Source organism: Dellaglioa sp. CoH-56-MRSF-10 (genome assembly GCF_056782175.1).
This window is the reverse complement of the sequence record NZ_JBXAYF010000002.1, coordinates 56,068-69,716: the sequence shown is the minus strand read 5'-3', so window position 1 is coordinate 69,716 and position 13,649 is coordinate 56,068. Positions and strand designations below refer to the sequence as shown.

Genomic DNA, 13,649 nt, shown 5'->3' with positions numbered 1-13,649 from the left:
TTTTTAACAAATTAAGCATAAATCAATTGATCTAAATCAATAAACAGCTTTAATTTAACCCAAGTTCCGTTAATAGATTAGGATTAAAGGTATTTTCTTTAAACATCAAAATTTCTTTTTGATATGGTGATTGTTGATTTTTTTTATCTACACCTACATATGGTGTTTCTAATATTTTAGGTACCTTACTAAATCTTTCGTCATGTACAATACTATTTAATGCATCAAACCCAATTTCACCAAAGCCAATATTAGCATGTCTATCTTTATGACTTCCTTGAACATTTTTTGAATCGTTAATATGAAAGACTTTCAATCGATCAATTCCAATAATATCATCAAACTTTTCTATAACAGATTCAAAGTCATCTTTAATATTATATCCAGCATCACTAGTATGACATGTATCAAACGTAACAGATAATTTATCATTCAACTTCACACCATCAATCATTTGTGCAATCTGTTCAAATGTTCGTCCAACCTCTGTACCCTTGCCCGCCATTGTTTCAATAGCAATTTGAATTTTTTGGTCTGAAGTCAAAACTTCGTTTAATCCTTCAATGATATGTTTAATTGCAGCTTCATCTCCCGCACCTACATGAGCACCAGGATGGAGAGTCATTTGAGTAGCACCTAATGCTTCGGCCCTATCTATTTCAGCTTTCAAAAAATTGATTGCAAATGTAAAATTCTCTGGTTTAACTGTATTTCCTAAATTGATAATATAAGGGGCATGAACAACTATATCACTTAATCCATGTTCCACCATAAAGGCTTTACCTTTTGGAATATTCATCTCTGAAATATCTTTTCGCCTTGTATTTTGAGGTGCTCCCGTATAAATCATAAATGTACTTGCTCCATTATTCGAAGCCTCTTCGGCGGAACCAAGTAACATATCTTTTCCCTTCATACTAACATGTGATCCTATCAACATTATCCTTACCCCTTTTCGCATTTTAACTTGATTGTATTATAACATTGATTATAAAAAAAGATTTAGAATACTCACCTGACAGGAAGTTTTCTAAATCTTTTATATTTAAATTAAATCAACAAAATGAGCTCTAAATTTATAGTGTAAATGTGATCCTATTAAGAGGAACATTAATGTGATTGACCAAAATAGTAATAGTTGTGTTGGATTATTAAAAAACCAACCTTCGCTCAAGAAAGTTTCTCTAAACCCTGCGACTAAATAGTTAAACGGATTTATTTGTAGAATTCTAACAAAAACTTTAGGAAAACTACCAGAATTTAAATTGAATAAAATACCTGACATGTAAAATAAAACCCTCATAATCGATTGGAGTGCTATATAGTAATCACGAGCTAAAATTGAGATGGTTGAATTAAAAATACCGAAAGCAAATAAAAATGCAATCATACAGATAAAATAATAAATGTACTGTAACCAATACAAAGTGGGCGTTACACCTGATAATAATAAAACAATAATACTAAAACCGAACATAACCCAATACGCAGTCATTTGACTGACCATACGAATTGTTGGTAGTACGCTAACTGGAAATTTCATTTTAGCAACTAATCCAACTTTTTCATAAACACTACGAGACATACCAAGTACACTAGAATTCATAAACAACCATGGGGCGATACCCACCATCATCCAAGCAAAATAATTAACCCCATCTATCTGTTGTCCAGCGTGCAAGGCAACACCGAAAACAAGATAGTAAATACCAATTTGAATCATTGGGTTTAAAAACTCCCATGCAATTCCTAAATAATGACTTTGGTAACTTGCTCGATCTTCATATTTTGAAACTCGAAATATAATTGGTAAATTTTCAAATTGTTCTTTTATAATTGAAATAACTTTTTTCAATGTATTGACGCTCCTTATTTAAGTAAAATAATAATCTAGAACACGCTCTGTCGCATGCCCATCATTAGATGTATTCCATAATAAATTAAATGTTGCTAATTGTCTATCACTATTTTTGAATTCTTTATAAGTAGCAACTAGTTCACTCATTGTTTGCACAATCGGTCCTGGTACCCAGTTATTAAAATCCGATTGAATCCCAATACTACTTTCATAATTCTTTAAATCAAAACAATAGAATAAAACTCGTTCAGCGTTTGGCAATAAACTGAAATCAAAAATAACCGATGAATAATCTGTAATTAAACAATTTGTGATGACCAACAATTCTCCAGTTGTGTATTCATCCACCCATAAAATATCATTATTCTTAGATAATAATTTTTTAAAGGCAAGCTCTTTGTCCTTTAAATGCGGATGTAATTTAATAATTAACTTAGTTTCATCATTTAATAATTCTTGAATATTAGAAAAATCATCTGGTATTTCTAATATAACTTCCCCATTTATATCTTCTCTATATGTTGGTGCGTATAAAATGATTTTTTTCTTAATTAAGTCTGGGTGGCTACTAAAAATATTTTTTTTTGTTAATTTTATCCAATTGCTATCTTTAAATTTATCTGTAGCAGGGTATCCAAGTTCTAAAATGTGATTATCAGAAACATGATAACTTTTCTTAAATACTGACCCCATTTTAGCTGACGCTACAATAAAATCATCAAATTGATTATAGACAGATTGAAATCGTTTTTTATCTTCAGCTGATCGATCAGCTGTCTTAGGCTCATCCCAACCAAACGATTTAATTGCCCCATTTGCATGCCAAAGTTGAACAATTTTGGTTGTTTTTTTTGTATGCATTGTGGCTAAAAAAGCAAAATAATTATCGACAAAAATTAAGTTACTCTTAGAAATCAGAGGGATTAAATTTAATACGAAAGAAATATTTTCAGTAAATATTTTGGTTTCAATATTTAAGTCTTCGATATTCTTAATTTCTAACTTCATAGAAGGTCGATAAAAAATGATTAAATGTTGATTATTATCTAAACATCTTTGATTTAATTTCCGAATGAAGTCACTATTACCACCGAAACTCATTAAATAGCTGATATTAGTACTTTTTTTAGAGAAATTCAGTAACGAAAATAGTCTGATGAGAAATAAGTAGATTATCTTTTTAATTTGCATAACTTATTAATCCTTTAGTTTTATTTATAATGCTTGCTCATAAAAACGTCCCCATATCTGAACGTTTTCTGAGATACTAACAAATGCGACCGGGTCTGACTCTTCCATTGCATCATGTAATTCATTTTGTTCATATCTCGAAATAACGGTAATTAAAAGTGTCTTATCATCATGATGATAAGCACCCTCAACATCGTTAACAATTGTGATTCCACGACGCATATGATTTTGTATTGAATCAATCACACTCTTAGGACGACTCGTCACAATCATAACTTGCATTTTTTGTTGTCTTGTATAAACCATATCCATGACTCTAGCATTAACAAATAATCCCAATGCAGAATAAAAAGCATATGGCCAACCATAAATAAAACCGGCTGCTAGAACAATAAAAGCATTAAAAATAATATTAATAGTTCCAATACTTTTACCTGTTTTCTTTTTAATTGTTAAGCCAATAATATCTAATCCACCAGTTGAAATTCCATTTCTAAGCGCTAATCCAGTACCAAATCCATTAACAGCTCCACCAAATATCGCGCAAATAATAGGATCCGTTGTTAACGTTACTGGCGTAATTGCTTTGATCATAATACTTGAAAATACAACTGCTAGAAAAGTAAACACAGTAAAACGGTGACCAATTTTATTCCAAGCCAAAATGAACATTGGTACATTTAAAAGAAATAAGAGTAACGCAGTCGATATTTGAAATGGTGCATATCGACTAAGGAGGGTTGCTACTAATTGCGCTAACCCCGTAATACCAGAGGCATATATTTTTCCTGGTGTCCAAAAAAAGTTCATCGCAACCGAAACTAATATCGCATATATAAATGCTGTTGAAGCTTTGGCCGCGTATGAATGTTTCTTAAAAATTTGTTGCAGATCGTCCATGATCAAAAAACCTCACATTTCATTTTAACAAGTTACGAATATTATACCATTCATTACGGTCAGATACAGTTAGACATTTACTTATCAAGTAAATCTTAATCTATACAAAAAGAGTCTTTTCAAAATTCATTCGAAAAGACTCTTTTAACTTATTTAGATTTCCAGACAGATTGTTTAAATTGATTCCGTCCACCGTTTTCTTCCATAGCAAATCTTCTTGGATTCTTTTTATAAAACTCTTGATGATAATCCTCAGCAGCATAAAATGGACCTGCATCTTCTATAGTTGTAACAATTGGTTCTTTGAATCTATGACTATCAATCAATAGTTGTCTTGAAGTTTCCGCAATTTTTCTTTGCTCATCATTTAGTGTATAAATCACTGGGCGATATGAACTACCCCTATCTTGAAATTGCCCCATCGCATCAGTTGGATCTGTTTGTTGCCAATATATCTCAACAAGCTGAGCGTAATTAATTTTTTTAGGGTCAAATGTTATCTCAACTGCCTCAGTATGCCCCGTTGTTTCAGATACAACATCTTCATATGTTGGATTTTTAGTGTGTCCTCCTGTATATCCAGATACGACATTTAAAATTCCTGCTTGTTCTTCAAACGGTTCAACCATGCACCAAAAACAACCACCAGCGAATATTGCTTTTTCACTCATTATCATCATTCCCCCTCTTAATATATGATAATAATAAATCACTTAACATAATATTGATATTTTTATGCCTAAAAAAGACTAATGAGTTTAATCATTAGTCTTTTAAACGTCTATTTTAATTTATTTTCTTCAACTTTTAACGATAATTCATCTAATTGCTTACTTGCAACTAGACTAGGCGCATTCGTCAATGGCTCTGATGCTTTTGAATTTTTAGGGAACGCGATAACTTCGCGAATGTTATCTTTCTTTGCCAATAACATAGCAAATCTGTCTAACCCAATAGCCAATCCACCATGTGGTGGGAATCCATAATCAAGTGCATCTAGGAAAAATCCAAATTGTTCTTCCGCACTTTCTTTAGTAAATCCTAAAGCCTTAAACATTTTTTCTTGAATATCGCGTTTATGAATACGGATTGACCCACCACCCAATTCATAACCATTCAAAATAATATCATAACTTTGTGCATGTGCTTCATGTGGATTTTCATCAAGTAAATGAATATCTTCTTCATTTGGCATAGTAAAAGGATGATGCGCAGCAATAAATTTGTCAAAGTCTTCACTGTATTCAAATAATGGCCAATCAACAACCCAAAGGAAGGCGAATCTATTTTCATCAATCATATCCATCTCTTTGGCAATATCATTACGTAAGTAACCTAATGATGCACGAACAACACTTGCTTTGTCAGCAACAAACAAAATTAAATCTCCGACATTTGCACCAGCAGCTTCTTTAATTGCATCAACATGGTCATTTAAAAATTTAGCAATTGGGCCACTAAATCCTTCTTCAGTTACTTTTACCCAAGCTAACCCTTTAGCACCAAAACGTTCAATATAAGCCGTTTTAGCATCAATCGCTTTGCGTGAATACTTATCGGCACCACCAGGAATCGCAATAGCATTAACAAGTCCACCATTGTTTAAAGTATTAGTAAATACTTTAAAATCAATATCTTTAACTGCAGCAGACATATCTTTTAATTCCATATCAAATCTAATATCCGGTTTTTCAGAACCATATCTTGCCATTGATTCATTCCAAGTCATACGTTGTAATGGTAATTCGAGGTCAATATTTAAAGTATCTTTCATTACACGTTTTAATAAACCTTCTGTTAAATCTTGAATTTCTTCAGCAGACATAAATGATGTTTCTAAATCTATTTGCGTAAATTCAGGTTGACGGTCACCACGCAAATCTTCGTCTCTAAAACAACGAGCAATTTGGTAGTAACGATCAAATCCGGCATTCATCAATAATTGCTTAAATAATTGAGGTGATTGTGGTAATGCATAAAAATGCCCAGGATAGACACGGGAAGGTACAAGATAGTCACGAGCCCCTTCAGGTGTTGATTTTGTTAAATATGGTGTTTCAATATCAATAAAATTTTGATTATCTAAGTAGCTGTGAACAGATTGTGTAATACGGCTACGAATCATTAATGATTTTTGCATTTCAGGACGACGTAAGTCTAAATAACGATATTTTAATCTTGTATCATCTACAACATTAATATCATCTTGTATTTCAAATGGCGGTGTTTTTGCTTTATTCAAAATAACTGCATTATGAACTTCAACTTCAATCTTACCCGTTTTCATTCTTGGGTTGATTGCTTTAGCATCCCGTTGTGTCACTTTTCCTGCAACCTCAACAACAAATTCATTACGTAACTCTTCAGCAATCTTTAAAGCTTCGGAATCAAATTCTTGACTAAAAACCAGTTGAACAATGCCCTCACGATCACGTAAATCAATAAAAATTAAATTTCCTAAATCGCGTCTTTTTTGTACCCATCCCTTTAATGTAACTGTTTGACCAATAAAAGTTTCATCAACTAAACCATTGTATGTTGTTCTTTTCATTCTCCATCAGCCTCCATTTCTAATTTTAATGCCTTTTCATATACTTTCGAAAAATCAGTATATACATCTTCTAATTTTAATATAATTTCTTGACTTGTTTTCATATTTTTAAAATTCAAAGTTTGTGTTTCTAGTTCGCTCTCACCTAAAGTCATAACAAAATGAGCATTCATACGATTAGCAGATTTAAATTGACCTTTTGGTTTACGATTTAAATAATCTCTTTCAATTGAATAACCTGCCTTACGCATTGATTGCACGAGTTTTAGTGTTTCAGTATTCGTTTCTTCACCAATACCAACAACATAAACATCTAAACTTTGTTCAACGGGTAATTTTGCATCTTCAGCTTCAAGAACTAATAATAATCTTTCAATCCCCAAGCCAAAACCAATCCCTGGTGTTTCAGGACCACCTAATTGCTCAACAAGGCCATTATATCGTCCACCAGCACAAATGGTCGTAAATTTCCCACCAAATGCTTTTGAATCAGACATAATTTCGAAAATGGTATGGTTATAATAATCAAGTCCACGAACCATTGTTGAATCAACTTCATATGGAATTTCCAATGCATCAAGTAACACTTTTACTTGGTTAAAATGAGCCTGTGACTCTTCACTAAGGTAATCTAGAATTGATGGTGCATTTTTAACAATTTCTTGATCACCTTTATCTTTACTATCCAAAACGCGTAGTGGATTTTTTTCTAAACGTGCTTTTGAATCATCACTTAATTGATCAGCGAAGGGACGTAAATATGCAACTAATGCGTCACGATAATTATCACGACTATCATTATCTCCCAAAGTATTAATAGCTAATTTTAAATTTGTTAATCCAAATTTTGATAAGAAATCAATTGCCATTGCCATAACTTCAACATCAAGTGTTGGATTATCAACCCCAAAGGCTTCAACTCCAATTTGATGAAATTGACGTAAGCGTCCAGATTGAGGTCTTTCATAACGAAACATTGGTCCAATATAATACGTTTTAAATGGCTTTTGAATTTCTGGGCCATAAAGTTTATTTTCAACATACGCTCTAACAACTCCAGCTGTTCCTTCAGGACGAAGTGTTATATGGCGGTCACCTTTATCTTTAAAATCATACATTTCTTTAGTTACAATATCAGAAGTATCACCTGAAGTTCTTGAAAAAACCTCAAAATGTTCAAAAAGTGGTGTTCTAATTTCATCATATTGGTAACTTGAGAATATATTTCTAGCGGTTTCTTCAATATATTGCCATTTTTTTGAATCTGCTGGGATTATATCTGCTGTTCCTTTGGGACGTTGAAATTTCATTATAAATCCTCCTATTTGTGGCATTATATACAAAAAAGCACCCTCATCTAAATACGACAAGGGTGCTTTTGCACGGTACCACCTTAATTTTTTACTAATAGCTTAACGCAACTTAAACGACATGTGATTTAACCACACGCACCTCAAAAGTGTCTTTCGGTTAGCAAAAATGGTGAATATTTCAGCAAATTATTCACTCTCTATACAATTTAACTAACCTAATTTCTTTTTCATCGGTTTTAATATTTTATTAATTATAAAGTTACTCGAGTAACTCTCTAAAGTCAAGTACAGCTTAACTTACAATATTATTAAATTTGATTCTTACTATTGAACAAATATTTGGTATACTAATATTTAGATTCAATATCTATAGTTAAAGGAGTACATAAATGTCAACAAATAGAAAACATGGATTCAGCATAAACTGGCCAAGAGTCATTTTATTAATCATCATTTTTTGTACCCTATGTTTAGGTATTGTAAAAACGACAACTTATTTAAAAGAAACCGTTGTTACATCTGACAATATTAATGTACGTACCGGACCAAGTACGTCAAATAAAGTGTTAGACACTCTTAAGAAAGGTGAGCGTATTACAATTATTCGAGAAAAAAATAATTGGTCATACGTAAGTTTGCCAAATACTAAAAAAGGTTGGGTAGCAAACTGGATTCTTTCTAAAAAAAATGCCAAAGTGACTAAATTATCTGAAGCAACGATTGTTTTAGATCCCGGACATGGCGGTAACGATTCAGGTGCACTTTCAATCAAAGATAAACAAGAAAAAATCTACACGCTTCAAATTGTAAAAAAAGTAGCTTATCTTCTTAAGAAACGTGGCGCCAATGTGATTTTAACACGAGACTCTGATTCGTATGTAGATTTAGCCCCACGCGCTAAACTTGCAGAATCAAATAATGCAGATGCATTTATTAGTTTCCATTTTGATTCATCGCCTAATGATGATGAAGCAACTGGTTTAACAAGTTACTACTATAATAAGACAGCTGATTTAGCACTTGCAAATTCAATAAATGCCGAATTAAACGATACCGGTCTTGATAATCGTGGAACGGAATTTGGCGATTTTCTTGTTCTAAGAGATAATACACAACCATCCGTCTTACTAGAATTAGGGTACATTAATACAAAATATGACTTTAAGTTAATCCAAAGTAGCAGCTTTCAAGAAAAAACAGCAAAATCAGTCGTTGAAGGTTTAACAAATTATATCCAAAATAAATAAGACAATGCTTAACTATCATTGTCTTATTTTTGTATTAAATCAATTAATTTCAATACACGCTTATCTGGTTTTTCAACTGTTGAAATCATTTGATCAAAATCAAATAAATATCCCTTCATACCTGCATTATGCCCTGCAGCAATATCCAACTCCCGATCACCAATCATTGCTGCTTTCTGGTAATCAACTGCATTTTTTTCTGCAAGATAATTAAGTGACGCTGGATTAGGTTTCCTTGGAAATTTTTGATCTGAAGTAACAAAATCTGAAAACAAATGAATAATATTTGTTTCCCTAAGCATATCAATTGCGCTTTGATCCCTATGGGTTAATAAAAAGTTTTGTCCACCATTATCAACCACCCATTTACAAACTTCTTTTGCACCAGGAAATAATTTTGCATTTTTTTGACTCTGTCTTTCTAAATCATCATAGCTTACCCTCAATTGTTCAACATCTAAATTCAAATTTGTTTCTTGATAAATTTGAATTGCTTGTCTAACAGATTTTTCTCGCATAATTTTATAAATTTCTGTTCTAGTCGCAATTACATTTTGTAAACGTAACGCTTCTTGAAATGCCTTAACCATCTCAGGATAAGTATCAAAAAGCGTCCCATCAAAGTCCCAAAAATAATTATTTATCATTTTATACCCTCCAAATATTCTTTACACCAAAAAGATGTATTAGAGTTGATTCTAATACATCCTTTATTTTTTCTCTGTATCAAAAATAATTGTTACTGGTCCATCATTTATAAGTTCAACATCCATATCTGCTCCAAATTGACCTGGTTTAACAATAGTTACTATTTCAGCCAATTTTTGATTAAATTCATCATAATGTTCCTCAGCTAAATTAGGTTCTTCAGAATCTGTAAAGCTTGGTCTATTCCCTTTTTTTGTTGACGCGTACAAAGTAAATTGTGAAACAGATAGAATTTCTCCATTTATTTCTTGAATACTTAAATTCATTTTTCCCATATCATCTTCAAATAATCTGGAATTAGAGATTTTTTTTACCATATAATCTATCTCAGTAGATGTATCACCCGTCTTAAATCCCACCAATAAAAGATATCCTACATTAATCTGATTTAATACCTGACCATTTACCGAAACACTAGCCTTTTTAACACGTTGAACAACAATTTTCACTTCTTTAGTACCTCCATTAGAAAATTAATGAATTTTCCTTTTAACAGCATAAACGTCTTCAACACTTTTCAAAGTTTCCATAATTCTTTCTAATTGAACAATATCTTTTACGCCAACTGAAACATCCATTGTCGCAATTTTATTATTATCAACACGGCCATTAACTGAGCTTAATTGCTTAGTTGTATTATTCAATGATTGTAAAATATCATTCAAAAGTCCAGAACGATTGTACCCTTGGATTTCCAAATCAGATTGATAATTAGATTTATCATCCATGGTTTTATCCCATTTAACACTAATAATTCTTTCCCCGGACTCTTCAGCTTTAATAACATTAGGACATTCAGTTCTATGAACTGAAACACCACGCCCCTTTGTAATATAACCAATAATGTCATCTCCTGGAATAGGATTACAGCAATGACTTAATCGAACAAGTAAGTTATCGACGCCATCAATTACAACACCACCATCATGGCTACTTTTACGATTTTTTTCAGATACGTCTGGTTTTTTCATTTCTTTATGTTCTTCAAGGATTGCCTTCTGCTCATTAACTTGTCGAACTTCTTCTTCTTTAGAGCGAATATCTTCCGTTAAAGCATTGGCGACACCTAACGTTGCTACCTCTCCAAATCCAATTGCAGCATACAAGTCATCTGATTCAGACAATTGTCTTTTATCCAAAAGCTGTTTCATATTTTCTTTTGTAATGACTTTTTTAGGATCAAATCCTAAATCAATTAATTGCATCGTCAATAAATCTTCACCTTTAGCTGCATTAGCAACACGATCTTGTAGTTTGAAGAAGTGTTTAATTTTATTTCTAGCTTTATTTGTATGCACCAAATTAACCCAATCACGGCTTGGTCCTATTGAACTTTTACTAGTTAAGATATCAACAATGTCTCCATTTTTGACTTGATAATCTAATGGCACAATCTTTCCGTTAACTTTTGCACCCGTTGTATGATGTCCAATTTCAGTATGAATACTGTAGGCCATATCAAGTGGTCCTGCACCTTTGGGTAATTCAAAAACATCACCTTTAGGTGTGAATACATAAACGCGGTCACCAAAGATATCGCCTTTAACACTTTCCATAAAAGCAGAAGCATCATCAGTCTCATCTTGTAATTCAATAATTTCTTTAAACCAATTTAATTTTGTACCCGCGTCATCTTGCTGAACTTTCTCTTTCACACCTTCTTTGTAAGCCCAATGTGCTGCTACACCAAATTCAGCTATTTCATGCATCTCTTTTGTTCTAATTTGAACTTCAAAAGGACGTCCCTCTGGTCCGACAACAGTCGTATGCAGAGACTGGTACAAGTTAGCCTTTGGAATCGCAATATAGTCTTTAAATCTTCCAGGCATTGGTTTCCATCTAGAATGTATTGCCCCAAGTACCGCATAACAATCTTTAATTGATCCAACAATTACTCTAACAGCTAGGAGGTCATAAATTTGAGAGAATTGTTTATGTTGGTCTTTCATCTTTTTATAGACAGAATACAAATGCTTTGGTCGCCCATAAATTTCGCTTGAAACTTTTAAATCACTAATGGAAACTTTTATTTCTTCAATAGCTCCAGAAATATAAGCCTCACGTTCTTCACGTTTAGAATTCATCAAATGAACAATTCGATAGTATTGTTGGGGGTTCAGATAACGTAATGAACTATCTTCTAATTCCCACTTAATCGTACTAATACCTAAACGGTCTGCCAATGGTGCATATATTTCTAACGTTTCATTTGCAATTCGTCGTTGCTTATCTGGACGTAAGTGTTTTAACGTCCGCATATTATGTAACCTATCTGCTAATTTCACAATAATAACACGTAAATCTTTAGACATCGCTAACAATAATTTACGATGATTTTCAGCTAATTGCTCTTGATGAGATTTATATTGAATTTGACCTAATTTTGTTACACCATCGACAATTACTTGCACATCTTTACCAAAAAGTTCGCCTACATCACCTAAAGTAACTGGTGTGTCTTCAACAACATCATGTAAAAATCCTGCACTAACAGTCTCCGGATCCATTTTTAATTCTGCAAGAATACCAGCAACTTGTATTGGGTGCATTATATATGGTTCGCCAGACTTACGATATTGATTCTTATGAACATAGGTAGCAAAATCACATGCTTTTTGTACAAATGCAACATGTTCTTCATTCATATAGCTTTCAACGATTTCCAAAACGTCTCTAGCACTCCACATTTCTTCTTTTGTCATATCTACACACCTCTTTTTATATAAAATAAAAATACGCGATTCCATAATGCAGTCCGCGTACTCATGTATTCATAAAGTATTTGTATTATTTTTTTGAAATTCCCCATGTTAATAATGATAAACAAAGATAAATAATTGCAAAAAAGATAGTGATACTTTGAAATAAATGGCACAACACACCTATTGCAAAAATAACTGGAAAGAAAAAGTTAAAAATCAAACTATGATCATTTCTACCAATAATAACACCAATAATGATAGAAAAAATGACATTTACTATAAATAAAGAAACACCAATTTTTATAACATCGTTTGCATTAACTAAGGTCAGTACCATCGGGACCACAATTCCGATGGCAATACTTACCGTTAAGTACCATGCAGCTGTTATGCTTAGAAAATTTTTCAAAAATATTTCCTCATTTCGTTTTCTCATGCCTTACTTAACTTAATTCACTAACAAATGAAAGGCTCGCTAATAAGTATAACGGAGCAGTCTCTGCACGTAAAATTCTAGGTCCTAAGCCTACCTTTTGATAACCAGCTGTAGCTAACTTATCAATTTCTGATTTTGAAATACCACCCTCTGAACCAAATACCGCAATCATATTTTGATTAGGTTCAATCAAATCAAATGATTTTTTTAGTTGGCTAACCTCACCTTGTTTAGCAGATTCTTCATATGCAACAATCTGAATATCATAAGATTGTTGAAATATCTCATCAATTTTTTTAGCGTATGAAATCGTTGGAATTTTAGTTCGATGTGCTTGTTCTGCAGCACCCTTAGCAATTTTTTTTAAACGTTCAATTTTTTTAGCCTGCTTTTTTTGATCCCATTTTGCAATAGAAAAATCACTATTAAAAAATATAAAATGGGCAGCCCCCATTTCTGTACCTTTTTGTACAATCCAGTCTGCCTTATCTTTTTTTGAAAGAGCCGACGCAATTGTTACTTCTACTGGCAACTCAACTAATGTTTCTACTGTCTTTTGATAATCAAAAGTAGCTGAACTTTCAGTAACCTGTTTCATCTTTGCAACAACAACCTCTGTTGATTGCTTAACGAGTTCAACTTGATCACCAACAGCCAAACGCATAACTTTAATTGCATGATGAAAATCCTCATCTGTTAAAATTAACTCATCAGATTTCAAAAAATATCTCTGCATCTTTACT

General features: G+C 32.4%; 13 protein-coding genes and 1 other annotated feature. Of the genes, 1 reads left to right on the top strand and 12 read right to left on the bottom strand.

All coding sequences use genetic code 11. From position 1 onward, the window contains the following. Positions 1 to 49: 49 nt before the first annotated feature. The 7 genes from AC1RP4_RS02140 to hisS form a co-directional block, all read right to left on the bottom strand. Positions 50 to 940 (bottom strand): deoxyribonuclease IV, encoded by an 891-nt coding sequence (locus tag AC1RP4_RS02140; RefSeq protein WP_409022483.1) that lies wholly within the window; start codon positions 938 to 940, stop codon positions 50 to 52. A gap of 105 nt (positions 941 to 1,045) precedes the next feature. Next, positions 1,046 to 1,855, bottom strand: coding sequence for an ABC transporter permease (locus tag AC1RP4_RS02135; protein ID WP_409022482.1), 810 nt, complete (start codon positions 1,853 to 1,855; stop codon positions 1,046 to 1,048). Positions 1,856 to 1,873: 18 nt separating this feature from the next. Next, on the bottom strand, positions 1,874 to 2,959 hold the full coding sequence (locus AC1RP4_RS02130) for a CDP-glycerol glycerophosphotransferase family protein (RefSeq protein ID WP_481762179.1): 1,086 nt from the start codon (positions 2,957 to 2,959) through the stop codon (positions 1,874 to 1,876). A 114-nt stretch (positions 2,960 to 3,073) separates the two neighbouring features. Continuing rightward, positions 3,074 to 3,949, bottom strand: a complete 876-nt coding sequence (locus AC1RP4_RS02125; RefSeq protein WP_409022480.1) for a YitT family protein — start codon at positions 3,947 to 3,949, stop codon at positions 3,074 to 3,076. 149 nt (positions 3,950 to 4,098) lie between these two features. Beyond that, positions 4,099 to 4,620, bottom strand: a complete 522-nt coding sequence (gene msrA, locus AC1RP4_RS02120) for a peptide-methionine (S)-S-oxide reductase MsrA (RefSeq protein ID WP_409022479.1) — start codon at positions 4,618 to 4,620, stop codon at positions 4,099 to 4,101. Positions 4,621 to 4,730: 110 nt separating this feature from the next. Continuing rightward, a complete protein-coding gene (gene aspS / locus AC1RP4_RS02115) occupies positions 4,731 to 6,500 on the bottom strand; it encodes an aspartate--tRNA ligase (protein ID WP_481761360.1) in 1,770 nt (589 codons plus the stop codon). Next, positions 6,497 to 7,810: a histidine--tRNA ligase gene (gene hisS / locus AC1RP4_RS02110; protein ID WP_481761361.1), complete on the bottom strand. Its 1,314-nt coding sequence runs from the start codon at positions 7,808 to 7,810 to the stop codon at positions 6,497 to 6,499. The genes aspS and hisS overlap by 4 nt, the downstream gene beginning before the upstream one ends. A 55-nt stretch (positions 7,811 to 7,865) precedes the next feature. Then, positions 7,866 to 8,053: a binding site (T-box leader), on the bottom strand. Between the two features lie 149 nt (positions 8,054 to 8,202). Between hisS and AC1RP4_RS02105 the strand changes: the two genes are divergently transcribed. Continuing rightward, entirely contained in the window at positions 8,203 to 9,060 is an 858-nt protein-coding gene (locus tag AC1RP4_RS02105; RefSeq protein ID WP_481761362.1) for an N-acetylmuramoyl-L-alanine amidase family protein, read from the top strand. A gap of 23 nt (positions 9,061 to 9,083) precedes the next feature. Here AC1RP4_RS02105 and AC1RP4_RS02100 read toward each other — a convergent pair whose 3' ends face one another. The 5 genes from AC1RP4_RS02100 to AC1RP4_RS02080 form a co-directional block, all read right to left on the bottom strand. Beyond that, positions 9,084 to 9,707, bottom strand: a complete 624-nt coding sequence (locus tag AC1RP4_RS02100; RefSeq protein WP_481761363.1) for an HAD-IA family hydrolase — start codon at positions 9,705 to 9,707, stop codon at positions 9,084 to 9,086. 63 nt (positions 9,708 to 9,770) lie between these two features. Continuing rightward, on the bottom strand, positions 9,771 to 10,217 hold the full coding sequence (dtd, locus tag AC1RP4_RS02095) for a D-aminoacyl-tRNA deacylase (RefSeq protein WP_481761364.1): 447 nt from the start codon (positions 10,215 to 10,217) through the stop codon (positions 9,771 to 9,773). A gap of 24 nt (positions 10,218 to 10,241) precedes the next feature. Further along, positions 10,242 to 12,470 carry a RelA/SpoT family protein gene (locus AC1RP4_RS02090; protein ID WP_409022473.1) on the bottom strand — a complete coding sequence of 743 codons (2,229 nt, stop codon included), beginning with the start codon at positions 12,468 to 12,470 and terminating at the stop codon, positions 10,242 to 10,244. Positions 12,471 to 12,555: 85 nt separating this feature from the next. Continuing rightward, complete coding sequence (locus AC1RP4_RS02085; RefSeq protein ID WP_481762180.1) at positions 12,556 to 12,879, bottom strand: hypothetical protein; 324 nt, start codon at positions 12,877 to 12,879, stop codon at positions 12,556 to 12,558. Positions 12,880 to 12,913: 34 nt separating this feature from the next. Then, a complete protein-coding gene (locus AC1RP4_RS02080; RefSeq protein ID WP_481761366.1) occupies positions 12,914 to 13,642 on the bottom strand; it encodes a 16S rRNA (uracil(1498)-N(3))-methyltransferase in 729 nt (242 codons plus the stop codon). Positions 13,643 to 13,649: the final 7 nt, after the last annotated feature.

What these genes read in the sequence shown, in the direction of transcription:
- AC1RP4_RS02140 (WP_409022483.1), bottom strand. Translation starts at nt 940, where the DNA reads ATGTTGATAGGATCACATGTTAGTATGAAGGGAAAAGATATGTTACTT.
- AC1RP4_RS02130 (WP_481762179.1), bottom strand. Translation starts at nt 2,959, where the DNA reads ATGAGTTTCGGTGGTAATAGTGACTTCATTCGGAAATTAAATCAAAGA.
- AC1RP4_RS02125 (WP_409022480.1), bottom strand. Translation starts at nt 3,949, where the DNA reads ATGGACGATCTGCAACAAATTTTTAAGAAACATTCATACGCGGCCAAA.
- msrA (WP_409022479.1), bottom strand. Translation starts at nt 4,620, where the DNA reads ATGAGTGAAAAAGCAATATTCGCTGGTGGTTGTTTTTGGTGCATGGTT.
- aspS (WP_481761360.1), bottom strand. Translation starts at nt 6,500, where the DNA reads ATGAAAAGAACAACATACAATGGTTTAGTTGATGAAACTTTTATTGGT.
- hisS (WP_481761361.1), bottom strand. Translation starts at nt 7,810, where the DNA reads ATGAAATTTCAACGTCCCAAAGGAACAGCAGATATAATCCCAGCAGAT.
- AC1RP4_RS02105 (WP_481761362.1), top strand. Translation starts at nt 8,203, where the DNA reads ATGTCAACAAATAGAAAACATGGATTCAGCATAAACTGGCCAAGAGTC.
- AC1RP4_RS02100 (WP_481761363.1), bottom strand. Translation starts at nt 9,707, where the DNA reads ATGATAAATAATTATTTTTGGGACTTTGATGGGACGCTTTTTGATACT.
- AC1RP4_RS02090 (WP_409022473.1), bottom strand. Translation starts at nt 12,470, where the DNA reads ATGACAAAAGAAGAAATGTGGAGTGCTAGAGACGTTTTGGAAATCGTT.
- AC1RP4_RS02080 (WP_481761366.1), bottom strand. Translation starts at nt 13,642, where the DNA reads ATGCAGAGATATTTTTTGAAATCTGATGAGTTAATTTTAACAGATGAG.